Source organism: Mesorhizobium sp. WSM4816, assembly GCF_055811535.1.
Window position 1 is genome coordinate 1 of sequence record NZ_JBVVQR010000059.1, and the last position, 24,281, is coordinate 24,281.

The following is a 24,281-nucleotide window of genomic DNA, read 5'->3' on the forward strand; positions in this document are numbered from 1 at the left end:
ACGGGGGCTGCGCGGCGGACACGCCAACGTCACGCTGAATGCCACGCCATTTTTTGCAGAACTTGACGCACACAACTGTGATAAGATCAACAGTTTTGGGGTTATGGACGGAAACTAGCCTAGCCTAGCCACAACTAATAGCGACGTGGGTACGATCCGAGAATTCTCAGGCCATCAATCTCCGCCAACGCGGCCAGCGCCGGGTGCGTCAAAACGTGTCCAGCGACATCGATGACATACTGATGGGTGTCTAGCCGCTCGCAGGTCGGACGCTGATAGACATTGAGAACGGCTAAATTGTCCTTCGAGAACCTGTTCAGGACACAACTGAGATTTTGCTCTGAAACGCGGGTGAAGTGTTGTCCGGTCAAATCCTGTCGGCGCAGGGGTCTTGCGCCGAGCACCCACCACCGCGTAGCGTTATGCAGCCCTTTTTCAATCCTGTTCGCAATATCTGCAGATTGTACAGCTTGGCACCAAGCGCAGGACCAAAGGCTGCTATTGAGGGAGATTTTTGCTCTGCCACGAAAGATGTTGATCCCCGACGGCTCTCTCGCTCGACATTGGGCATGTTCTCGTCGAGCCACCCGGCCACCTCCTGCAGGGCCACTGGGTGGCCCACTACCTTAGCGATCATCGAGAAACTCGCATCCTTGCTGGCGATGAGGCTGTAGCTCAGGACCTTCGGGTACTCGGCGATAATCGTGGGAGACCTCAAGCTCAAGACTTGGTCGAGGTAGGGAGTGGCTCCGACCAGAGAGGTCGTAGCTGGGACGCATGCAATGTGGACGCAGCCATTCTCATATGCTTCGAACAATCCGTCGCTGAACGGAACGAGTTCAACTTGGTCACCAAAGAGGTCCAGCGAGGCTTGATGGGTCCAGGTCCCCTCAGGGCCGATGTACCCTGCCCTCTTGATCCAGGAGGTGTCGATCGCTGGAGGCTGGCTGAATTGCTCGTTCATTCCCCGGCACGCTCGATCGAGAGTGCAAAAACTTCTGCTGCAGAAAGTAAGAGGGCTGGGACCCGCCCCTCTTCGCTTGCAACATCGTGTGGCAGTAGAACTTAGCAGCTTGCTGCAATCCGCTGCCCCAGTCGGCGGGGATCGGTGTTCTTGCCCGCTCCTATGGCGCGGTCAGTGGCACTTCTGCCCGGCTCTTGCCGGGCAGAAGCAGAAAAAGATCAGCCAGCTTTGCTGAGACTGCCAGCGGATGATTTGCCAGTACGGCGGTCCTGTTCGACCTCGTAGTTGATCTTCTGGCCCTCATTAAGGGTCGAGAGGCCCGCTCGTTCGACAGCGGAAATGTGGACGAAAACGTCCTGACCTCCGTTGTCAGGCTGGATAAAACCGAATCCCTTGGTGCTGTTGAACCACTTCACCGTTCCAGTCGCCATAGCGTATTCCTTTGTAACAATTCAATGTAGGCAGGCCATAAGCCAGGTCCGCTTCATATCCGAGACTTTAGGGCAGCAAAAGCTAAAATAGCAAAAGCCCGGTCAAATCGCTAAAGCGGCTCGCAAGCTCCATCATGACCGCCTGTCGCGGACAGCGTCTCCCGCGCTGGCGCTCCGAATGGCAAACACAAGTTCTGAAACGCTCCGGTAAATTCCAGAACCGCGTCTATCGCTGGTTTGGAGTCCTGTTAGGGACCTGCGATCGGCCGATGTGAGCAAGAGTACGCGGACGACCAGCAACTACGGGCGCGCGCTAACGCCACCATGTTCGCCGCAGTCCTAAGGGTATTTCACCTAGCCACCTCTTTAAGCGGCAAGGCTCCCCAGTCGGCGGTGTCTGACGTCGGACAATGTCGGATGTAGGCAACACAGAGTCCGTTGAATCTCATCGCCGAAACGGCTTTCTCATCTGGCACGGTTCCTGCGGGGTCATGCAAAACGCGCAGGAGAGTCGTCCCATGATCCCCACACAGAAAAATGCCGCCCCACCTTTCGCCGACCTACTCAAAACTGACATCCGAGCCGGGCCTGGCAGCATTGTGAGGGCTCGTCTGGACCGGCGCCTTCTCCCAGTGGGGGCGACAGGGACGCAGCACCTTCAAATTGAGGGACAACTCACTTCCGTGCGAACTTTGTCCATCGCCCGGTCACCACAACCGAAGCCACCGTCTGCTTGGCTGCGGGGCGCACTTTTTGCGACCGCGCTGGCATTTCTGACGACCGCGCCCTCTCCGGCGGCCGCCTATGACATAGCGAATTTCCTGCTCGACAACGGCATGGAGGTGGTCGTCATACCCGATCACCGCGCGCCCATCGTCACCCATATGGTGTGGTACAAGGTCGGCAGTGCCGACGAGCCTCCGGGCAAATCCGGCATCGCGCATTTCTTCGAGCATCTGATGTTCAAAGGGACGGCCAATCACGGCGCCGGCGAGTTGGACCGCGCGGTGGCGGAGATCGGGGGCTCGCTAAACGCCTTCACCTCTTACGATTATACTGCCTTCTACGAAAGAGTGGCGCCCTCGGCAGTGGAGCAGATGATGAGCTTCGAGGCTGATCGCATGCGCAATCTCACCCTCACGGATGACATCATCAACACCGAGCGGGACGTGGTCCGCGAGGAGCGTCGCTTGAGGGTCGACAACAATCCGGAGGCGCTTCTCGATGAGGAGGTCGTCACGACGCTCTGGCAGAGCCAACCCTACCGGATCCCGGTGATCGGCTGGATGCACGAGATCGAGAAGCTGGACCGCAACGACGCCGTGGCTTTTTATGACAAGTACTGGCCGAACAACGCCGTGCTGGTGGTGGCAGGCGACGTTGAGCCCGAGGCCGTGAAGGCGCTGGCCGAGAAGACCTATGGCAAGGTCCCGCGTGGACCAGATCTGGCGCCACGCGAACGCCCGTCTGAGCCGGTGCAGAACACCAGGCGCACATTGACGCTAAGGGATGGCCGCGTTTCGGTCCCCATCTTTTCCAGATATTGGGTGGTGCCGTCCTATCGCACCGCCGAGCCCGGCGAAGCCGAGGCGCTGGACCTGCTGGCACAGATTCTCGCCGGGGGCAACCGCAGCCGGCTGTACCAGGAGCTCGTTGTCAAGCAGGGCATAGCCGCAGCGGCCGACGCTGATTTCGAGGGCACCATGCTGGATGCTGGCAAGTTCAGCATCCGCGGCTGGCCGCGCGGCAAGGCGAAGCTTGCGGATGTCGAGGCCGCAGTTGACGCCGAGATAGCGCGCATCGCCAGGAACGGCATCACCAGCGACGAACTGGAGAAGACGAAAAACCGCTATATCCGCTCGTTCATCTTCGCCCATGACGAGCAGGCCTCCGTCGCTGGCATGTATGGCGCCACGCTTGCCACAGGCGGCAATGTGAAAGACGTCGAGGAATGGCCGGACCGCATCCGCAAGGTCACGGCCGATCAGGTTAAGGCCGTTGCCGCCCGCTACCTCGTGTCCGACCATTCGACCACCGGCTATCTCCTGCCCAAGGAAAATTGATATGATGACGAACCAATTCCGCAGGGCCATTCCACAGGCATTGCCCTCTCCTTTTGGACAAGGCTGGCGCCTCGCCTCCTGGCTGGCTGTCCTTTGCCTTGCTATTTTCTTCCTCACCCTGCCAGCGTGTACCGCCCGTGCTGCGGCGAATATCCAGGAGGTGAAATCTGAAAAGGGGATCACCGCCTGGCTGGTGGAAGACCATAAGCTGCCGATCGTCACGCTCCAGTTCGTGTTTGACGGCGGCACCAGCCAGGACCCGGCCGGTAAGGAGGGGCTTGCCAATTTGATGACCGGCTTGTTCGACGAGGGCGCAGGCGATCACGGCGGCGACACCTTTCAGGTGCGGCTCGATGATGCCGGCGCTGAGATGAGCTTCCACGCGCGGCCTGACGGCATCTATGGCTCGGTGCGCATGCTTTCCCGGCGCCAGGACGCCGCTTTCGATCTCATCAGGCTGGCGTTGAACAGGCCCCGCTTCGATCAGGAACCCTTTGACCGAATCCGCGCTCAGCTTCTCTCCGGCATTATTGCCAACGAGCGCGAACCTCACGCGATCGGCAGGGATGCATGGCGGCGCAGGCTCTACGGCGCGCATCCGTATTCGAGGCCGCCCGAGGGCACCAAGGAAAGCCTGGCCCGCATAACGCCCGCCGATCTAAGCGCCTTCCACAAGGCCGCTTTCGCCCGCGAGGGGCTGCACGTGGCGGTTGTCGGCGACATCGATGCCAAAACTCTGAGTGCAAGGCTCGACCAGTTGTTCGGCGATTTGCCTCAGAAGCAGGCGCTCGCCCAGGTACCTGATGTCACCCCGAAGCTCGGCCAGTTGACGTTGGTCGCATACGCCCTGCCCCAGACTTCGCTCCAGCTGGCTTTTCCCGGCGTCGGACGCAGCGACCCGGAATTCTATGCCGCGCAGCTGATAAACGATATACTCGGAGGCTCGCCATTCACCTCACGTCTGTTCCAGGAAGTGCGGGAAAAGCGTGGCCTGGCCTACGGTGTGTCCTCTAGTTTGCAAGGCCACCAGCATTCCAACACGCTTGTCGTGACCACGTCGACGCGCGCCGACAGGGCGGCGGAGACGCTCGACCTGATTAGACAAGTAATCAAGGAGCTGGTGGACACCGGGCCAACAGCGGCCGAGCTCGAAGCGAGCAAAAAGCATCTGATCGGGGCCTATGCTATGAGCAATCTTGGTTCCTCCAGGGCGATTTCAGCCACGCTTCTCAGGCTGCAGCTCGACAAGCGCGGCATAGACTACATCCAGCACCGCCCTGCCCTCATCAAGCAGGTGACGCTCGACCAGGTCAGGGCGGCGGCGAAGAAGCTGCTTTCGGTCGAGCCCGCCATTATGGGCGTTGGCCCGCGGCTAACTGGTGTCCCGTGACAGCGAATAATCCCGCGCTCTAAGAATAGATGCTGAAGGACTCCGCCCACATACGTTTGGCTGATTCGACTGTGGTGCGGCAGGATGAACGCCTTGATTTCTGCCTGCTCGCCCGCAGACTAGGCTCTCGCCCGGCGGTTCGATTGCCGAGCAAGAGACCGTCGACGTCCGAGAAGTTATCAACTTTCGCGTATTTGAAATACGTGAAAGTTCAATTCTCTTAACATGTGGAGCTCAGTATGCTAACTTTCCCGTATTTCACATACGAGAAAGTTAGAAAATGGCCCTTCACCTCGTCGGGGAAAACATCGATAAAACCCGCAGCCACTATCAAGCTGAAACGGGCAAGCTCGTCCAGCTAATGCGCGGCATCTATGTCGATGCCGGGGAGGATATCGAGGCCACCATACTCAAACACGCCGTCCGCGTCGCCAAATACCTGTATCCCAACGCTTACCTCTCGGCGGCGAGCGCTGTCCTTCTCGGCCCGACCCGCGATGGCCGTCTGTTCCTGAGCGGGCGACGAATACAGCGCACGCGCTTGCGCTCGCTGGAAATCATTCAGAACGCAGCTCCCGACCACCCATCAGTCGCTCAAGCGAATGTCGATGATGGCATGGGAGAATTCCGGATCGACGTCTCCTCGATGCGCCAGCGCTTCCTCGAAGCTTTCCGCCTGCGCAGCGGACACGCGGCATCCATCGATGAGACGATGCGCGAGACAATCGCGAACCGCCTCATAGAAGAATACGGCAGCGCCCATGGCGCTGCCGACGCGACATGGGCGCTTGCCCGCGAAAACCAGTGGTATCGCGAAGGCGAGCACGCTGAGCGCTTCCTCCTCCGCCGTCCAGTGACCGCAGAGCCTGCGCGCAATGAAGCCGCGTTCGATCTGATCGTAGCGTGGCACGGCGCTCCGCTCGGCAATCTCAAACATGATGGTTTTGAGTGGCGCTGGAATCCAGACGATCAGGATGGCCCGCCACTTGTTCGCCAGACCACGCCGGGCAAGCTCCCTCCTTTCATCCTCTCGCTGCTGCCTGAAGGCTGGCTTGAGTCGGTGTTGAATGACCGCGACGAGCGCGCGACGCTGCGCTCGGGCAAACGCTACATGTCCAACATCACCATCGTCGAGCGTGCGAGCGATCTCTCCGCCCTGCCGCCCGACCTCCTGCTAACCCGGCTCACTGGCTTCACTAGAAATACTATCTTCACTGGCCAGTATGCAGGGCCGGGTCGGGGCGATCTGGAGCAGAGCTTCGAGCGCAATCTGGCGCAGATTTTCGAGCGTACCGATACGCCCCGTTTATCGGGCGTTCAGATCAAAGCGCCGATGTTCCTCGATATCGACGGTACTCTCTCCCCCAGTACCGGCAAACCGTTCACCCACATCCTCAAGCCTGCCGGTACAGGTGGATTTGAGGCCCTGCCGGTTATCGAATGGCAGTCGCTCGCTTTGGGCAGCGCGGCCGGTTTCAAGACGCCCGCGACGGCGCTCGTCCCCATGCCTGACGGGATGCCTCCGGCGCTCCTCGTCGAGCGGTTCGACATCAGAACGAGCCTTGACGACAAGCGCCTTTTGGCGCTTGAGGATTTTTGCTCAGTGCTCGGTGTGCCCACGGAAGCAAAATACGACGGCACAATGGAGCGAATCGCGCGGGCACTAAGACCGCTATCGACCTCCCCCGAAGACGACGTCCTGCTTGTCCTCAAGCGATCCTTATTCGCCTGGCTGATCGCCGATGGCGACATGCACCTGAAGAACATGGCACTGCTGAAAATCGCAGAGCCCGGCAGCGCGCAGTTCAGCTCAGTCCGCATGGCTCCGCTCTACGACGCGGTCACGACTCGCGTGTTTCCACATCTCGAAAAAGACCGGATGGCCCTCAAGCTGAACGACAAGGACGATCGTCTGCGGCGCGCCGACTTCAAGGCTTTCGCGAGCACGGCTGGCCTCAGGGCAGCCGATGCGGATACCAGCATCGACGATCTTGTTGCAGCCCTCTCACGCGCTCCCAACCACCTCGAATTGCCGCCGCCTCTATCAGACGGCTCTCAAGGCGCGAAGATGGCGGAGCAAATGCGCGCGATTGTCCACGAACGCATCGATGGGTTTGCGTAGATATCGATCTACTGGTACGATGGTTTCCGCTCTCAGACCCAAACACCTTATTGGCTGAACCGCCTAGCCATATAGCGTTCGACGTCAGCGTTCGCCCGGGCGGAGCTGGTCAAGGTTGCGCAGCCCGGGCGGGCGCGGATCGCGCTTGGCAGCTGAGGGTGATCAGGCGCGGTTCTTGAAGCGCCAGGACTCGTGGGGACAGGTGACAAGTCATCGATGCTGCGGACTTGCAACTTTCTCTGTCGTGAAAGAACAAGTTCTTTATCAATAATCCAAAATTTCACATTGGAATCATAGTTCTTGAAGATGTTCCCATAGTCTTTCTGCGCGAAGGATCGTCACCCGTATGGGCCAAGACTCTGCTTCGCCGAATGCCACGCAGGAGCTTGGCCTCTACAACGACGCGATGGGAGCCTTCTTGATGGCGCAGGTCCGGGCCATTGTGCAGGAAGCGGGCTCCCAGCAAAAACAAATCACACTGGGTAGAAGGACTCGGAAATGCCGCAAACCAACCCTGCAAAATCTCAGAAAACGGCAGGAATGCTGGAGGTTCGGTGAAAAACGAACGCAAACCTCTTCACTGCAGTCAAACCGCGAAGCCGATGGGGCGTCGTTGCGCGCGGCACTCGATTTGCGCGTGTGCACGGGCAGGCAAGCTGACAATTACCGGTCGATCCCGGACCAGCCGCGCCAGGCGCTGCCATACTGCGCCAAGCGCAATTGGCAGCTAACGGTCGAATTTAGTTTGTCGAACCGGGTGCGAGCGGCTCCGATAACCGCCCCCCTTGAACGGCAGCGTGTTCTCGACGTGACGACGTTCGTCGGTGCCGACGTTATTGTCGTGCATTCCTTTCCCGCTTCGCTCCCGATCACTTCTCGGATCCAATAACAGGTATCGGCGAAGCCGCCGACGCGAGCGCTGCCGCGAAACTGCGCTTTCCACCATTGCTCGATCAGTCCCACGGAGATTGTTTCCAAGTTTCATGAACGGCATCCACCACCGCTGCGGCTAGATCTTGGACATCGGTCTCGCTCATCGGAGTCGAGAGCGCGCCAGAGCAATTCGTCGTCATTAGAAAACTCCGTTCCAGCATTGCAAGGTGCACCTTTGCGAGCGCCGCCTTCTGCAACGCGCTCGGGAACGACGTCCGGTAGTTTCGGATCACTTCAGTCTTCAGGTGGAGCCGAAAGAGGGAGCTCGCGCCGGTAACCTGCGCGGGGAGTTCGCGCCTTCTGAGTTGCTCGATGATTTCACTACGAAGCGTTTCGCCCATCTGGTTAAGACGGGCCACGGCATCCTTTGTGTATGATTGTAGTGCCACCAGCCCAGCTGTCATGCTGAGCGGGTTTGCGCTGAACGTGCCGCCGTGAGACACGGCTGGCTTGCCCCTGGTGTGATCGAAGACCGCCATGTACGACGCAGGCCCCGCTACGGCTCCAACGGGCAAACCTCCGCCGATGATCTTGCCCAAAGCGACCAGATCCGGCTCAAAGCCGAAGATGTCATGGGCGCCACGGAAACCGACGCGGTAAGAAACGACCTCGTCAACCACAAGCAGGATACCGTAGCGGTTACAGCAATCCTGGATGACCTCCCGCAAATCCGCCTCTATCGGAACCATGCCCACGCGGGGAGCAACTGGATCGAGAAGGATCGCGGCGAGGCGCTCATGGTGTGCACGGATGAGCTCTCTGCACGACTTGGCCTCGTTGTAAGGAAGGACAAGGACATCCGCGGCGGTGGAGGCGGGAGTTCCACTGGCATAGAGCACACTGTTAGGCGACGAATCGCCCCAGTTGTCTGGTGCAGAATCAAGGCTCACTTCCACATAGTCATAGGCGCCGTGATATGCGCCCTCGAACTTGGCAATCATCGGGCGCCCTGTAATAGCGCGAGCGGCCTTGACAGCGAACATAACAGCCTCGGTGCCGGAGCTCGTAAAGCGGACCTGCTCAAGCTTCGGCGAACGCGTCGTGATTGCTTCCGCGAGCCTGGTCTCGCTTGTGGTCGGAAGCCCGAATGCGGTGCCGTCGTCCAGGACCTTGTGCAGCGCCTCGATCACCGGCGGAAAGGCATGGCCGTGAATGAGCGAGAAGGAGTTGTTTGCGCAGTCGAAGACCTTGCTGCCGTCCGCGTCAGTGATCCAGCCGCCCGCTCCTGCCACAGCATAGGGCGGGTGGGGAGCGAAGAACTGCGCAGCACGCATGCTGCCGCCGGGCGTGATCTTTAGCGCTCGTTGAAACTCCTCGCGAGATTTTGGCCCAACGACCTCTCCCCGGTTGTGGCCCAGCCCTGAAATGCGCTGCATGTCCGAACTCCTTGTCTACCTTTGTCGAGATGGCGAGGCTCTGCGAAACTTTGATGCCATTTGGCGCTAGAGCGAGTTCTGATGGAGGTGCTTGCACCATCAACACGGATCGAGAATGCTGCCTACTTTCGTGGCGGAATCGCAGCTCGCCGGCACTCTCGGTGCCGCAACCGTCACGCGAACCTGCGGCGTCGGCATGCCGGCATCGCGGGCTAGTCTCTTGGCGATGATCTTGTCGAGCGCTAGCCCATGCCGGGGCGGGCCGGATCCGGTGTACGGGATGCCCGCCGGGGCATGGCGGGAACGTGGGTGAGACCACTTCTCGCCCTGAATACCGTACGCATGTTGAAGGCGATCCCCGAGGGCCGGGCCTGCGGATGGGCGGCATAAACCACACGAGCGAAGCGAGCAGTTCTTTATCGCCGTCGCACCCCGGCGTGTGGTGGCCGCCCTCTCGCAGTACCGCCGTCATGCTTTCGACCTCGCCGCGGTGGTCGACCTCCGGGCGCGGCTGTCCGAACCGATAATCATGCCGGTGTGACCATGGATCTATACGACGACTACTCGCATCAGCTACTCCCTCAGTTTGCGCACCGTCACGTTCTGCGCACAGTTGGCTGATCGAGAGGAACAATTCGTCTGGGCCCCCCGGCCGTTAACTGTCACGTGCAATTGACGTGCCACCGAGGAGCGCGATCAAAAGGAGAAAAGCACGCATTCGTGCCGCGCGGGTGGGATGCCGGCGCGTCAGTTGTGTCGGGTTTCGAACCTAAGACGTCTTCAATCGGACACGGCCGGAAACAGGAACATCTCCTGGTCTTCAAGGATAGAGGCCGAGCTCAAGGCAACCAAGAAACATGGATCGGCGCCTATGCTATCTACAAACTGGATCCCTCCAGGTCGATTGCAGCCCCGCTCCTCGAATCGCAGCTCGAGAAGCTCGGCATCGACAACACTCAGCGCCGCGCAGCCTGATCGATCGGTGATGCTCGATCAAGTCAGGGCAGCGGCGGAGCTGCTCCGGCCGAGCCCGCCATTTATGGTCGTCGGCCTGACGCTGGGGGCAAGGATGAGCCCGGCAGCCCAGTTCGCCTTCCTTCTCCCTTTCTCGGGGAGATAAATTCGGGTCGGTGAGAAAGGCCGGCGGAGCTGTTTTCGTGGGCGTGCGAAGCACCTGCCGGGTCAGTCGACCGATCCGCCGAATCGTGGCTCGCCTTCTCCTCATGGGAGCCTCCCTTCCGATGGCAGAGATCGCGATCCGTTCAGGCCACATGAACTGGCTGCTCGGTCGGAAGCCGATGTCCATTGTTCAGGTTGTCACTTAATGAGAACCGCAAGCCATCGACCACGACAGTTCAAGAATAATTCTCCCTTTAAGTTGAGTGGAATGGTCTACCAGCCATCAGGCCGAGGCCCTATAAGCATCCCCGGACGCGGAATATACACCGACGCCTGCTGACATGCGTATCCGCAGTGTTTGAGAGGAATTCAGTATTGCCCCTGTGCCTGCCGATGGTCCGCCACCTGAAATCCGCGGACCTGTTTGGCGCCATTGATCGCCTGCCGGCGCTCGGCACGCCAGTTAGCGAGCGGACATTCGAGGTCCTCAACCCGTCGAGCGGCGAAGTGCTGGCAGTACTTCCCGACATGGGCGTGGAGGAGACACGCGCTGCGATCGAAAAGGCCTACGTAGCGCAGCCTGGATGGGCGGCTCTGACCGCCCGAGAACGCAGCGACGTTCTGTGGCGATGGCATGAGCTGATCATCGACCACGCCGGTGATCTTGCCGCCATACTCACTGCAGAGATGGGCAAGCCGTTTGCCGAAGCCAAGTCGGAGGTTTCGCATGCGGCCGCGTATCTGCAATGGTACGCCGAAGAAGCCAATCGCATCTATGGCGAGACGATCCCCGCACCCTCGACAGACCGTCGCATGCTGGTGATCAAGCAGCCGATCGGTGTGGTCGGCACGATTACGCCATGGAATTTCCCAGCGTCTATGGTGGCGCGCAAGATCTCGCCGGCCTTGGCGGCGGGCTGCGCGATCGTGCTCAAACCTGCTGAACAGACGCCGCTCGTGGCAGGCGCAATGTTCGCCCTCGCGCATCAAGCCGGCTTTCCAGACGGTGTCGTCAACCTGATCTATGCGTCCGAAGGTGCTGGCGTTGGACGCGAACTCTGCTCCAATCCCAAGATCCGCAAGATCAGCTTTACAGGCTCGACCGAGGTTGGCCGGCTGCTCATGCGCCAGTGCTCGGACCAGATCAAGAAGGTCAGCCTCGAGCTCGGCGGCAATGCCCCTTTCATTGTCTTTGATGACGCCGACATCGACGCTGCGGTTGACGGCGCGATCCAGGCGAAGTTCCGCAACGCCGGCCAGACTTGTGTTTCAGCGAACCGCCTTTACGTCCAATCGAGCGTTCACGATGAGTTCGTTGAGAAGTTCGTGGAGAAAGTCCGGTGCTTGTCGGTTGGCGACGGCTTCGCCCCCGGAGTGGACGTCGGACCGCTCATCGACTTGAATGCTTTGGCCAAGATCGAGTCCCACATCGCAGATGCCGTTGCCAAGGGTGGGACAATTCGATGCGGGGCCGAACGTATCGGCAAGGATGGCACCTTCTTCAAACCCACAGTCCTAACCGAAATCTCCAGCATGATGGCGGTTGCGCAAGAGGAGACTTTCGGGCCGCTGGCGCCGATCATTCGCTTCCACGAGGCGGATCAGGTTGTGCGTGAGGCCAACGACACGATCTACGGCCTCGCCGCCTATTTCTATGCCTCGAACCTGAAGCGTGTCTGGCGCGTGGCCGAGGCATTGGAATATGGCATGGTTGGCATCAACACGGGGCGTATGTCTTCGGAAGCGGCGCCCTTTGGCGGGATGAAGCAGTCCGGCATCGGGCGGGAGGGTTCCCGCCACGGGCTCGAAGACTACCTCGAAATGAAATATCTCTGCATAGGCGGAATCTGATCTCTATGTGGATGGACACCTCAGGCGCAGAATGAACCAAAGGGATGATCGAGCGCTTTTGGCGAACCTTCTTGCGGCTGATTCGGGTCGTCTATCGCGACCCCGGCCTGCGCGCCTTAAGGTGCATCTAAGCGCCCAGCTACGTTGAACCGCCTCTACGGCGACGAGCCAAGCGCCGGTACCGGACGGTACGTTGCTCATCCTATCCAACCTCGGCAAGCATCTCATCTGTGCGGGGCGACAGCATCGAGAAGTGCCCGGAGACCTACGCCGCCAGACAGCTCACCCCCTTACATGGATATCTATGATAGGTTCGGCCACGATCGCTCGTTTGGGCCTGATAATTGCGCCCTCGTAAACGACGTATAGCTTCTTCGGGAACGGGCAGGTCCCGATCGCCGTTCGGCGCCCCAACGCCTCAATTAGCAATTTGGTCCGATCACTTTCAGATAGGTTGAGTGGCATTTTCCAACCCACTTTTTCGGCTCGCTGTCGTGAAATTCAAACACGGATGAGCGCCCTTTCCGACGTGATTGAATCGACGCTCGCCCTTGTCATAGCGCCGCCCTGTTGCCTTTCCCTTCTTTGCAACGCCGGCCGCTGCCATTTTCTATCTTCGCTCCTCAATACCCAACCGCCGCCCCAAAACGAAGTGTCTTCGGGCTCTGCCTCAAAAATGTCCTAAGGCGCAATACCTCCTCTTCCTGTTGCCGCGGCCCAAGCTCGGCGACTAGCCGGCTTTTGAACAGGTCAGGCTCTATCGCGAAGGGACATCGCAGGGGCCCGACCCTGACTTGGCGGAAACGCGAAAACAAATGAACGGGTAAACCACTCGCGGTCGGCGTCAAGATTCTGCACTGAATTCCACCTTGGGCGCGGGAGCGACTCCCGAAATCGTTCGATGCTGTCCGACTATTGGGAAGTCCGCCAAGGCACCGGCGTGTTTGCGTCCGCGCCGCGAGACAATGCTGGGTCCCATCACTGTGGTGCCGTCAATCACGATAGTTCTGCAGAGAAATGTCTCGCCAGGTGGTTCACGCGAACTAGAACGCGATCGTCCATCAGATGCGCTGACACAGCGAATGTCGCCAACCCAACGGTGCAGCGCGTCCGCACGGCGAGCGGATGACGCCACGGACACTTTTTACGCCGCAACCTCCTTATTGCCGCACAAGCAATTGGACGCCCTTCGCGCATCGCTCTGAATCGCTACAGTCGCCGGCATTCCCGCCTGGAGAAGATACAGTGACACTAGACGTGCCCAGGCCGCGCATCCACGAGAGACATTGAGGGGTGAGATCCAATGATTATAGCGCATCTGCTCGACATGGACGGAGTCCTGGTCCGCGGCGGCCAACCGATTGCTGGCTCGGTCGATTATGTCGCCGGGCTAGTCGCCAAGGGTGAGCCGTTTCAGATCTTCACCAATAACTCGCGCTTCACGCCCGAAGATCATGCCGAGCGTCTAAGAGCGGTTGGCTTCGCCGTGCAGCCAGAGCACATCTACACATCGGCGCTCGCCACCGCGCGGTTCGTGGAACTACAAAAGCACGGATCATCTGCTTATGTCATCGGCGACCACGGTCTGGTCGAGGCCCTGCGGCAGGCAGGCTGCCGGATAACGGGGTTTGCCCCCGAGTTCGTGGTCCTCGGAGACACCACTTCGTACCACTATGAGCAGATCGCAACTGGCGCCGAGCTTGTGGCGAAGGGCGCGCGCTTTCTCGCCACCAATCCGGATGCGACTGGCCCGACCGAGCGAGGCTCCCATCCGGCATGCGGTGCAGTCGCAGCACTAATCGAGAAGGCCACCGGCCGTCAGCCCTATTTCGTCGGGAAGCCGAACCCCTTCATGATGCGCAACGCGCTCGACCGGCTCGGAGTGCGAGCTGTCGATACCATCATGGTCGGTGACCGCATGGACACCGACGTGCTCGCCGGGCTGGAATCGGGCCTGAGGACAGCCCTTGTGCTTACTGGGGTGACGAAACTGGCTGACATAGAGCGGTTTCCATTCAGACCGGACCACGTGGTCGAGCGCCTTGCCGATCTGGGCCAGATCATCGTGAACCAATAAGCCGAGTCCACCCTTACACGAAGACCGAACGCTCCCTCTACGTTCCGCATGGGGCCGCCAACCTGGGCAATTGTCGGGAGGAACCCTGGCCGCATCCAGAAAAGAAGTGATAAGCATGACAACTTAGTCGAAGTATACCCATGTAGCCCAATGCAGGCCGGTCTTGACCTCTATGAAGCAAGAGTCTTCGACCGAAGAGTCTCGCGCGCCGAAGTAGGCTAGTCCAGCGAATGGGCATATCGGATCGACCAGATGCGTTCGCTGCGACACTCACGCCCGACACCGCCTTCGTTTCTGTGATGGCTGCGACAACGAGATGGGCGTCGTTCAACCCATTGTAGTTTAGACCGATATCGTCGCCGCCTCGCTCCGGAGGCGATCCTACACGTGGACGCCGCGCAGGTTGTTAGTCGTATACCCATAGATCTGACCGACGAGTTCGTCGAAGTCGATCTGCTCTCCCTATCAGCGCATTGATTCCAAGGCCCGAAAGGCGTGGGCGCGTTGTACATTAGGGAGGGGTTGCGCCTCGAACCGCTTTTTTTATGGTGAACAGGAGGACGGGCGACGGCGCGGGACGCTGAACAGCTAAGCAGCCGCCTGACTGGCCGTTGCCGCGGAATAGGCGGCTCGGCGGCTGAGTGTAGCGAGTGGCATCGAAGCGCTTCGAAACAACTTTGAACGGGAGTTGGCAATCCGCCTGCCGCAAGTACGTTTTAATGGGACTCAAGCACCGCGCCTTCCAAATACGTGCTCTTTGACCATCCCGTGCTGTGAGGCCGATGCGATTGTCGAGCGCCTGGCGATGCGCGGAATCTGTCTCTCCACAGGTTCCGTCTGCAGCGCTCGCTCCACCGCTCCGTCGCATGCTCACGACGATGAGGGATCAGCTATGAAGATGCTAAGTCTACGCTGCGAGTGAGTCTTTCCACATTTACTCCAAAGGCGGATCTCGAGTTGGCAATGGCCGAAATAGTCGCTGCCGTGAATACGGAGCCATAACGACCGCGCTCGAAGTCTGACAATTCTTCAGCACCAATTCGCATAGCCGGACGCGAAACATTGCGCCTCTAATTTGAAGTTCTGAACGCGAGTACGTCTGAACACGGATGCCCGGCAGGAGACTGAGCTCGCTGCCGGGCCGGGTACGCCTTGGGAGGTGGCGTAATTCAGCGACTCTCGTGGAGGGGGGAACCACTCAGTCCGCGTGTTTTGCTGAATAGCATGCATGTACCGTGCCAGGTCAAAAAGCGCTTAAAAACACCCGAGAGGCAGGTTCCTGTACCTTGCGTACACGACATTGTCGGCTATCGGACAATACGAACGTGCCTCTTGGCATCGACGATGCCTCAACCAGAGCGCCCTCGAAGGCCGTTCGCTGCCATGTCGAGCGGGCCAATCGGTGGTAACGGGTTTTAGCTCCGAACTGTTCGCCGGCTGACGCACAGGGCGGACTGTCACTTTTAAAGAAGGAAATCTCTGTACCCTCCATTCATGAGGACGCGGCCACGCGAGACGGCGCGGCGAATGCGGTCGCGCAGATGATCGCGAGGATCCCTCCAATCGGCATGGACGCGCCGTTGACCAACCAGCGCTTCGGCGAGCTCACGATGTGACGCCCCAGCAAGTGAGCCGTCGAGCGCACGAAGAACGAAGGTCAAGCGCGGACCGCGTCTTTCCGGCGGAAACAAGCGGGCGGGCAGGTGTTGACCCAGACTTAGAGAATTGAGGCACTCGAGCGCCCTCAGACGGGGCTTCGAAAGCATCGCTGGCCAGATCGCCTCGGTGCGGAGGCAAACAGGGCGCAAGATATCCGCGCCAGAGACGGCGAGCTGGAGCGTATGTTCCGCATTGCGAAGAAGAACATGCTGGCCCTTGTCGGGCGCCAGCAGGACCGTCGCACGACATGGCAACGCCGAGAGCTCGAACGGCAATGTCGCCGAGGACGCGGACAGCTGTTCTGCAATGACCGGCAGCACATGGACGCACCAGAGCGGAGACCAGAATACGTGCGAATTTCGCCCATAAGACTCGGCGAAACAGGACACCCCAGCGCGACAGGTCACCGGCCGACGCGACCACGTCGAGAAAGGGTTGGTTAGACAGAGTATGGGCCTGCTGGCGCGCAGCGATCAGATCACGCTGGAATGCTGGGTTGCGGCGTAAGAACTCCCAGGCCCACTCGCGCGGCGTCAGACCAGCGGTGTAATCGTATGATCTTTCATCGCGCCAATCAGCCTCGTCCGCGCCAGTCACGAGAACTGTAGGCACGACTGTGCTCCCCTGCCCGCCCCCAGGGGGGTCGAAAGTTTATGCCACTTGGCAAAGCACCGGCGCCGAATGCCCCAGACCTCGATGGGGCCATGTCGTCGAAGCGTGTGCCATTGGCGCCGTCGAGGGTAGAAGGCGCGCGCAAATGGCCACCAGACCGTCGAACCCGCGCAGCGACAGCCAGCGCGGCCTGAGCACGCCAAGGATATCGGTTTCGTATCGGTGATCGGCTCATCCGTCCCGTTCAAGAGGTTCCTTGGAGACGTAGTGGCGTGGCGGTGGATTGCACGCTGCTTGTGGGAAAGTTGTCGTAGCGCCGGCGCTATAAGCTCAGTCATGGAGGTCTCCTCGGGGGAATTTCCGCCATTGGAGGCCAAGTTTCAGGGTATGGCAGCCTGTATAGGTGTACAGGTTGAGCCGACTGCGCAGTGGGCCCCGCAAAACGAACAAGCAAGGCGCGCAATTGCTTTTGGGGTGGTGCTCACGCCGGGGTTTTGCGAGCGGCATGGAGATGGAGCGGCCGGGGGCCACTTGCGCCTGCTGCAGCCGTTTTCCAGGCAGACTTGTCCCACGCTGCCTTTGGTGCGGGCGTACAACTCGCAGCGTCAGCCAAAGACCGCCGATCGTTGGCCGCCTCGCCGAGATAGGATGCCGAGCCGGAGCTTCCCTGTTCCTGACCCTCATACCTTGCATATTGAACGACGGTCGCCAGCAGCTGAATGTAGCTCGCGACCACTCCCATGTGTTCGTTCGAACGCAGCTTGCTGGCGCGATCGGCAGACTTAAAAAATGCAATCAAGGGACGGTTCAGGCCAAGTTTGCTGGCAGGGTTGGATAACCATCAGCTCGGCCAAGCGGCGCCCTATCCCTTTCTCGGATCGCCGATTTTTGACTGGTGGCGGTGTCTAGCTAGATCCCTAGGCACAGGGCGCTTGGTCGCTCACGGCGTCCGTTGCCTCATGATGTCTGCCATTGAATCCCTGTGCGAGAAGCGTTCCGGAGCGAAGATGTCGGGGGCCAACCAAGTTCATTGTGAGCTTCCCTGCTTGAGTCCTGCGCGGCGTCACCGAGCTCCCCGCAGGAGGTCGATCGGGTGATTGCGCGGTGCACTCGTTGTCGGATTCTCGACGATGTCGGACATCTGACACAGCGCTGTCAGAGCTGTCACATTGTTCCGAAACGATTTTCCCAGTTGGCACGACGGTTGCAGTCCTATGCGCAAAAGCACTGCGACGCCGCACCGACTGAAAAGAACCAACCTAATGATCACAGTTTTCCCACATGCGGGCGCCCCCGCAAGCACTCAGCCTACCCGAGCAGATGGAAGCCATTGCGCTTTCATTCCTCTGGTTGTCCGGACATGAGCGAATTCGATTTCCGTCCAACGCTGGATGCACCCGACGATGACCCCCATCTTTGGCTCGAAGATGTAGAAGGCGAACGGGCACTTGCGTGGACCGCCAGCCAGTCGGCAAAGACCCTGAAGCACTTCGCGGGAATGCAGTTCGAGCGCGACCGGGCGGCGCTGCCAGCCATTTTCGACCGTCCCGACAGAATTCCCCTGGTCACGCGCCGCGGTCAGTACCTCTACAATTTCTGGCGAGATGCCGGAAATCCGCGCGGACTGTGGCGCCGGATCACCCTTGCCGTCTACATCAAGGCGGATCCCCAATGGGAGCTACTGCTCGATCTGGATGCCCTCGCGGCTAGCGACGGAGAGGACTGGATCTGGGGCGGCGCTTCGATCGAGCCGGAGAGACGGGAAAGAGCCGTTCTGCGCCTCTCGCGCGGCGGCAGCGACGCGGTCGTGCATCGCGAATTCGACTTCAGCTCTCTGAGCTTTGTCGCCGACGGTTTCGATCTCCCCGAGGCCAAAGGCCACATTCGTTGGCTTGACCCTGACACGCTTCTGCTTTCCAGTGCGCTTGGTAATGGCATGGCCACGCGCTCCGGTTACGCGCGCACCGTGCGACTGTGGAAGCGTGGCGCGGATCCCCTCACCGCGCCGGTAATCTTCGAGACCGGTTCCGAAACCCTGGGTGTGTCTGGCCATCTGGACCGTACCGCCGAGAGCGAGCGCCTGTGGTTCGTCGAGCAGCTGGCCCGGCTCGAGAAGAAAGTCCGCATTGGTGATAGGAGCGGGCCGAAGATCGAGATCGACCTTCCCAAGGACGCCAGGTGGGCTAACTTCGGCGATTGGCTGGTGGTAAAGCCGCGCAAAGCATGGACGGTTGCCGGCACATCCTATCGCGCCGACGCGCTGATCGGCATCTCACTTTCCGCTTTCCTGGCGGGCGAGCGCCGTTTTAATACCCTGTTTGAACCAGCCCAGAGGCACTCCCTGCGGTCATTCTTCTGGAATGACGGGAAGCTCATTATCGGATACCTGGCGAACCTCGCTCCGAGATTCGAGGTGTTGCACCCCGGCCCCGCAGGATGGACACGCCGAGCCCTGGACACCGTGCCCGCGCAAGGGGCCGTTGACCTCTGGTCACTCGATGCGGCAGTTCACGAGACCAATGGAGAGGTCCTCGTTTCGGCTCAGGACCCGATCACGCCGCGGCAGCTTTTCCTATTCGATCTCAACGCCGCGCCGCCGCTCGGTGCTCCAGTGATCCTGAAGCGCAACCCGGAGACTTTCGACGCATCCGGACTGGTGGTCACGCGCCACGAGGCAGTCTCGATTGATCATGAGATGATCCCCTATACGCAGGTTGGTCCGGCGAACGGGAACGGAGATGCCCCGGTTCACCTTTCCGCCTATGGCGGGTTCGGCAAATCGCTCCTGCCCTACTACTACTCCTCGCTCGGCAAGCTGTGGCTCCAGCGCGGCGGCACGTGTGTGGTGGCGAACATCCGCGGGGGCGGCGAGTTCGGCACCCGCTGGCACGATGCCGGGCGGAGGGAGGGCAAGCGTCTCGCCCATGACGATTTCGCCGCCGTTGCCGCCGACCTCGTGCGAAGGGGCATTACGCTGCCGAGGCGGATTGCCGCCGAGGGGGGCTCAAATGGCGGTCTACTGATCGCCAACATGCTTACCCGCTATCCTGAGCGTTTCGGCGCGCTGTTCTGCATGGTTCCGCTTATCGACATGCGCCGCTACACCAAACTCCTGGCGGGCGCGAGTTGGATCGACGAATATGGCGATCCCGACAAGGCTGACGATTGGGCTTTCCTGAGGGAAATCTCCGCCTACCACGCCGCGTCGCCGGGACAGCCCTACCCGCCTATCCTGCTCGCCACGATGAGACGCGACGACCGCGTCCACCCGGGCCATGCGCGTAAGATGGCCGCAAAGCTGCAGGCTCTTGGCTATCCCGCTTACTTTTACGAGCCCGTCGGGGGCGGCGGGCACGGCTACGGCAAGGACAATCGGGAGCGAGACGCATTCATCAGTCTTGGCACCAATTTTCTTCGCAGCGCGATCGGCTGGCACGCCTGTTCCTAAAACCGGGAGCCCGACAAGAGCAAACTTCGAATAAGTGAGTACAGGTCGATGACCGCAGATAATCCCGAAAATGCGCGCCAGAGCTCTGTCGATCTCAATCAATACTGCAGGATATTTACAGTGAATCCTATCATTTCTGAAGAGCAAGGAGAAATATCATGGCAACAAAGCGAATGAACTGGGCGCGAGGAGTAACAGCGGCCGTCGTCCTGATGCTGGTAGGGCAGCAGGCGGCCGCGGCAGACCTTGCAGAACCGTGCGACCCGGATCAGGGTGCCTTGTTGACGGAATGGCCAAGCCCCTGGCAGATCCGCCTGCGGGCCTTGGGGGTTATCACTGAGGATTCGGGCTACGTTAACGCGTTGCCCGGCTCCGGTCTTTCCTATTCGAACACCGTAACGCAGGAACTCGATATTTCGTATTTCTTCACGGACAATGTCGCAGCCGAGCTTATCCTCGGCACCACCTATGCCAACATCACAGGCCAAGGCTCGATCGGCGGGCTGGGGAATATCGGCAAGGTTTGGCTGCTGCCGCCCACGCTGACATTGCAGTATCACTTTACCGATTTCGGCGCCTTCAAGCCCTATGTCGGCGCCGGCGTGAACTATACGATCTTCTATCATCAGCAAGCCGGCAGCGCCGATGATCTCAAGGTCAAGAACACGTTCGGCACCGCGCTGCAGGTCGGGTTCGACTACATGGTCGACCAGCACTGGGGCGTCAACTTCGACGTGAAGAAGCTTTTCCTGAAGCCAGACTTCGACGTCACGGTGGCCGGCGCGAAGCAGACGGGAAAGGCGGAGCTCGATCCCTGGCTGATTGGCGCAGGCGTCACGTACCATTTCTGACGCCGGCGAAGTCGGCTTACGCACAGCCGAGTCGAATGAAGGGCGCCTCGTGCGCCCTTTTGCTGTGGGCCCGACGGTCCACTTTTGTCAACCCGACATACACCCAAGGTCAATGTGACTTGGGGTTGTCCGAGCTGTCGGATATGCGACGTTAATGTCGTTCACCTGACACAGCCAGTCCGATCGATTGCCGTGATCTAAAAGGATCTCCCTTGGCGCGCATATTGCATCGTTCATCCGGACACGGATCAACGGACTGAGGACAGCCATGCAGAGAATGTCCATAGCCAACGCTTTGTGCCGGGCCCAATTCCGCCCTTCCAGGTGCAGAAAAAGGAAGGGAGTGTGATCGCAAGCGTCATGAGGCTTTGGACACTCCATCATTGTGGACATGGAAAATACCCTGCTGGCTCGGATGCCAACTCTTCAGTTTGGTCACCCGGCCAGTTCCTGGATATCCGCGTAGGGCGCACGGGTCATGGTGACTGCCGTCTCGGCTGCACCCGCGTGCTGACTCCTTCGAGCAACGCTCAACGCTGCTGCACACCGGCGATGAAAAGCCAGATCCAACAATGCGTCTTCCGAAAACCGAAAGAGGTGAACAGATATGTTCAAGATCGGCGCTTTGGCGCTCGCGTTGTTAATTCAAGGGGCATCGGGATCGGCAACCGCTCGAGCGCTGGCCAACGGTTCGAACGGTGCACATCCACCGCTAGCGCTGAGCGATTTGGAGCGGGCACTGACGATCAACGATCGCTATCGCGGGCTCACCGAGTAGATCAGGTGGAGCGAACAGTGGATGGGGTGGCCAGTCGGCATTGAATATTCCCAATCCTCCGCCATCGACAATGCTTACAGGCTGCGGGGCAAGCTGATGATCGTCGTGGGCGAAATGGACCGCAATGTCGACCCGTCCTCCTCGCTGCAGTTTGCCGACCGACTCATCAAGGCGGGAAAAGATTTCGACATGGTCTATGTGCCTGGTGCCGATCACAACGTGCCAGGCATCTACACTGAGCGCAAACTCCTGGACTTCTTCGTTCGCAACATTCTTGGTCAGACCCCACCCGACTGGAACGCTAAACGAACCGCGCTGCAAAAGAGCAAATCGTCATTCGGCAGCTTCTGCCTATAGCAATCCTCGCCCCTGTTTTGTTGGCTGTGATCGAGGCGGCGAGCGAGCGGAGAACCGCTCGGACCAGGGCCTGCGCCATTCCTGCGCAACGGGCCTTAGCAAGACGGAAACGGGCACGATTCCGACGCTCGACGGCCGCAAAGCGGGAATTGAGGACACGGCGCCCGGCCTCGGCCTGCCTCTTCGATGACGGTACGCTTCTATCTTGCATGCTTCGTTTTGCCTCCGCTCGCCAATCGCGGCTTTCCCCGGAAGCGGGGACGGAAGCGGGGGTGGGCGGCGAGTTGCGACCGGAAGGGCCGCCGTCCAGGCGGACCGCATCCGAAGGACCGGAACGAAGAGAAGGACCCGAAGCGAGAGCGAAGGGTTGCGGGATGCCGCGGCGGACCTAGAAGGGAGCGCCGCCTACCCTGCTCCGCCGGGGGCCCAAAAGAAGAGCTGCGCCCGCCCTTGCCCGCGCCAGGGCGGGCGCGGAATGGCTGAGACGCCTGAGGTTGCCGAATAAAACCGGGGCTGGTCCGCCCGGCAACCGTGGCTCCGGGAGGCGCGCTGGGCCAGCTACGTTCGCAGGCTCAACAGAATCTCGCACGGGTCAGCGTCAAGCACTGCAGTTACGTCGAGAAACTCAATGAAATCGAGACGTCGCTCTCCACCCTCGTACTTTGCCACGAAAGATTGCGGCCGACCAAGTTTTTCAGCTACCTGCGTCTGGGTCAGGCCTTTGGCCTTGCGCTCCACGTACTTTCCGTGCGTCTGGCGAAGGGCAGGCTCATCGTTCAACATCTCCGCGCGCCTTACCGGGCGCGCACGCTTACCTAACCCCCACGCGTATTGCGCTGAAGCGGACGCACATGGAGTCCGGTACCTCCGCAGCAATCCTACTGACTCTCCCGGTTTTCGTGACGATCAAATCGCGCCCTCGACCTTAGCACTACATGGTGGATCGCACTGGGGCGTCAACTTCGACGTGGAGAAGCTTTTCTTGAAGCCAGATTTCGGCGTCACAGTGGCTGGCGTGAAGCCTGACCGGGAAGACCGAGCTCGATCCTTGGCTGGATAGGCGCAGGTGTCACTATCGTTTCTCATGCAAAGCTAAGCGGCTTTGGCCAGCCGAGCTACAAGAAGGGTGTCCGCGTGCGCCCTTTTTCGTCGCCGCCTGCCAGGCACTCATTTCCGGTTTTTCCCTGTACTTGAGGCCCGCAAGCTAGCGTGTCGGAGGGCTGTCAAGCCCAAGATCAAAATCCAAAAATCCTCAACAGCGGCGTTCACGAGACGTTGGTCGTGTCGAACACTCTCCGCAACGCCCCACGCAGATCGAGTGGCTCTTTCCAAGTGGCCTTCGCTCGAGCGTCGCCGGGCCGATCGTTGCCAGCTTGGCTGTGGCAGCGAGAAAGATTGCCTCCGCCGGCGGCGCGAAGCCGAATGGCCAAGATTGGATCAACTCCTCCCCGACGAAAGGATTTGGTTCAGGAGGAGCTGGCGCGGGCTGTCAGGCGCGCGGCCGTGCAGCCGCTATTTGGAAATCGTGATGTTACCCTGTTTGTCGGGCCGAACCAGATCGATGTGGCTGACACCGAGGGCCAATGCGAGTTCATAGATCGTGATGATCGTTGGATTTCGTCGGCCTTTCTCCAAGCCGCTGATGTACTGCTGACTGAACCCGGAAATTTCGGCAAGCTGTTCCTGCGTCAGACGCTTCCGTTGCCTGATCCTCTGCACATTCCGTCCAACCAACTTGCGCATGTCCATGCATGCAAGGCAGCGGAATGCGCAGCTTGAGTTTATCAACTATATTATGTAATCCCCATTTAGAGGACGGAGGGCTTCTCGGGGACCGTTATCGGGAGATAGAATTATCGATGGTACACCCTGGATCGAATACCCCGATTGCCGACGAGGTTCCTTGGTCTGAAGGCCTTACCGCCTACGACAAGGCGCACTTTACCCTTTATATGAGGCTCCTGGACGCCTCAGCCGATGAGGCCCCCGAAAAGGAAATGGCCCATCTGATCCTCGGCATTGATCCGGCAATTGAACCGGAGCGCGCCAAGAAGGCGCTTCGGAGTCATCTCGCCCGCGCGAACTGGATGGTGACGACCGGCTACAAGGAATTGTTCGCCAACTGACAAATTGCGCAGTGCTCGGTTATTCAAGTACGCAATTCCTGTGGCGGCTAGAGCGCGTCCTGTTTAATCTGGGTCGTATCCAGCTGCCTTGAAGTAGTTGGCGCATTCGGCTGGGGTGAAGCGT

The 24,281-nt window shown here is 59.8% G+C and carries 17 protein-coding genes and 2 pseudogenes; 12 read left to right on the forward strand and 7 right to left on the reverse strand.

The genetic code is table 11. The features are described from left to right. Nucleotides 1-367: 367 nt before the first annotated feature. Together AC0L3H_RS31635 and AC0L3H_RS31640 are read right to left on the reverse strand one after the other, a co-directional pair. Nucleotides 368-964, reverse strand: a complete 597-nt coding sequence (locus AC0L3H_RS31635) for a prephenate dehydratase domain-containing protein (RefSeq protein WP_473588082.1) — start codon at nt 962-964, stop codon at nt 368-370. 218 nt (nt 965-1,182) lie between these two features. Continuing rightward, on the reverse strand, nt 1,183-1,395 hold the full coding sequence (locus tag AC0L3H_RS31640; RefSeq protein ID WP_008874821.1) for a cold-shock protein: 213 nt from the start codon (nt 1,393-1,395) through the stop codon (nt 1,183-1,185). A 491-nt stretch (nt 1,396-1,886) separates the two neighbouring features. Between AC0L3H_RS31640 and AC0L3H_RS31645 the strand changes: the two genes are divergently transcribed. From AC0L3H_RS31645 to AC0L3H_RS31660, 4 genes are all read left to right on the forward strand, one after another. After that, nucleotides 1,887-3,458 (forward strand): M16 family metallopeptidase, encoded by a 1,572-nt coding sequence (locus AC0L3H_RS31645; RefSeq protein ID WP_473588083.1) that lies wholly within the window; start codon nt 1,887-1,889, stop codon nt 3,456-3,458. A gap of 4 nt (nt 3,459-3,462) precedes the next feature. Then, complete coding sequence (locus AC0L3H_RS31650) at nt 3,463-4,848, forward strand: M16 family metallopeptidase (RefSeq protein ID WP_473588096.1); 1,386 nt, start codon at nt 3,463-3,465, stop codon at nt 4,846-4,848. A 280-nt stretch (nt 4,849-5,128) separates the two neighbouring features. Next, nucleotides 5,129-6,970, forward strand: a complete 1,842-nt coding sequence (locus AC0L3H_RS31655; protein ID WP_473588084.1) for a type II toxin-antitoxin system HipA family toxin — start codon at nt 5,129-5,131, stop codon at nt 6,968-6,970. 346 nt (nt 6,971-7,316) lie between these two features. Then, nucleotides 7,317-7,859 carry a hypothetical protein gene (locus AC0L3H_RS31660; RefSeq protein ID WP_473588085.1) on the forward strand — a complete coding sequence of 181 codons (543 nt, stop codon included), beginning with the start codon at nt 7,317-7,319 and terminating at the stop codon, nt 7,857-7,859. 64 nt (nt 7,860-7,923) lie between these two features. On the opposite strand, the gene AC0L3H_RS31665 is transcribed toward AC0L3H_RS31660, so the two are convergent. Then, the gene (locus tag AC0L3H_RS31665; protein ID WP_473588086.1) at nt 7,924-9,279 is read right to left on the reverse strand and encodes an aspartate aminotransferase family protein; all 1,356 of its coding nucleotides are present in this window, start codon (nt 9,277-9,279) and stop codon (nt 7,924-7,926) included. A 1,494-nt stretch (nt 9,280-10,773) separates the two neighbouring features. Here AC0L3H_RS31665 and AC0L3H_RS31670 point away from each other — a divergent pair. From AC0L3H_RS31670 to AC0L3H_RS31680, 3 genes are all read left to right on the forward strand, one after another. Then, the gene (locus tag AC0L3H_RS31670; RefSeq protein ID WP_473536680.1) at nt 10,774-12,249 is read left to right on the forward strand and encodes an NAD-dependent succinate-semialdehyde dehydrogenase; all 1,476 of its coding nucleotides are present in this window, start codon (nt 10,774-10,776) and stop codon (nt 12,247-12,249) included. 1,303 nt (nt 12,250-13,552) lie between these two features. Next, a complete protein-coding gene (locus AC0L3H_RS31675; RefSeq protein ID WP_473588087.1) occupies nt 13,553-14,326 on the forward strand; it encodes an HAD-IIA family hydrolase in 774 nt (257 codons plus the stop codon). A 688-nt stretch (nt 14,327-15,014) separates the two neighbouring features. After that, nucleotides 15,015-15,248 carry an aminotransferase class V-fold PLP-dependent enzyme gene (locus tag AC0L3H_RS31680; protein ID WP_473588088.1) on the forward strand — a complete coding sequence of 78 codons (234 nt, stop codon included), beginning with the start codon at nt 15,015-15,017 and terminating at the stop codon, nt 15,246-15,248. 541 nt (nt 15,249-15,789) lie between these two features. Here AC0L3H_RS31680 and AC0L3H_RS31685 read toward each other — a convergent pair. Together AC0L3H_RS31685 and AC0L3H_RS31690 are read right to left on the reverse strand one after the other, a co-directional pair. After that, nucleotides 15,790-16,305: a DUF2285 domain-containing protein gene (locus AC0L3H_RS31685; RefSeq protein ID WP_473588089.1), complete on the reverse strand. Its 516-nt coding sequence runs from the start codon at nt 16,303-16,305 to the stop codon at nt 15,790-15,792. A 115-nt stretch (nt 16,306-16,420) separates the two neighbouring features. Further along, a pseudogene (locus AC0L3H_RS31690) lies at nt 16,421-16,597 on the reverse strand (transcriptional regulator domain-containing protein); the annotation flags it as partial. 1,360 nt (nt 16,598-17,957) lie between these two features. On the opposite strand from AC0L3H_RS31690, the gene AC0L3H_RS31695 reads away from it, so the two are divergent. The 4 genes and pseudogenes from AC0L3H_RS31695 to AC0L3H_RS31710 form a co-directional block, all read left to right on the forward strand. Next, entirely contained in the window at nt 17,958-20,045 is a 2,088-nt protein-coding gene (locus AC0L3H_RS31695; RefSeq protein WP_473588090.1) for a prolyl oligopeptidase family serine peptidase, read from the forward strand. Nucleotides 20,046-20,203: 158 nt separating this feature from the next. Beyond that, complete coding sequence (locus AC0L3H_RS31700; protein ID WP_473588091.1) at nt 20,204-20,896, forward strand: OmpW/AlkL family protein; 693 nt, start codon at nt 20,204-20,206, stop codon at nt 20,894-20,896. A gap of 607 nt (nt 20,897-21,503) precedes the next feature. Continuing rightward, nucleotides 21,504-21,674, forward strand: a complete 171-nt coding sequence (locus AC0L3H_RS31705) for a hypothetical protein (protein WP_473588092.1) — start codon at nt 21,504-21,506, stop codon at nt 21,672-21,674. Further along, nucleotides 21,675-22,031: pseudogene (locus AC0L3H_RS31710) on the forward strand (prolyl oligopeptidase family serine peptidase); the annotation flags it as partial. It lies immediately after the preceding gene. A gap of 558 nt (nt 22,032-22,589) precedes the next feature. Here the strand turns inward: AC0L3H_RS31710 and AC0L3H_RS31715 are convergent. Both AC0L3H_RS31715 and AC0L3H_RS31720 read right to left on the reverse strand, forming a co-directional pair. Beyond that, nucleotides 22,590-22,814: a helix-turn-helix domain-containing protein gene (locus AC0L3H_RS31715; RefSeq protein ID WP_473588093.1), complete on the reverse strand. Its 225-nt coding sequence runs from the start codon at nt 22,812-22,814 to the stop codon at nt 22,590-22,592. A gap of 729 nt (nt 22,815-23,543) precedes the next feature. Then, nucleotides 23,544-23,780, reverse strand: a complete 237-nt coding sequence (locus AC0L3H_RS31720) for a helix-turn-helix transcriptional regulator (RefSeq protein WP_473588094.1) — start codon at nt 23,778-23,780, stop codon at nt 23,544-23,546. Nucleotides 23,781-23,890: 110 nt separating this feature from the next. On the opposite strand from AC0L3H_RS31720, the gene AC0L3H_RS31725 reads away from it, so the two are divergent. Further along, nucleotides 23,891-24,157 (forward strand): hypothetical protein, encoded by a 267-nt coding sequence (locus tag AC0L3H_RS31725; protein ID WP_473588095.1) that lies wholly within the window; start codon nt 23,891-23,893, stop codon nt 24,155-24,157. Nucleotides 24,158-24,281: the final 124 nt, after the last annotated feature.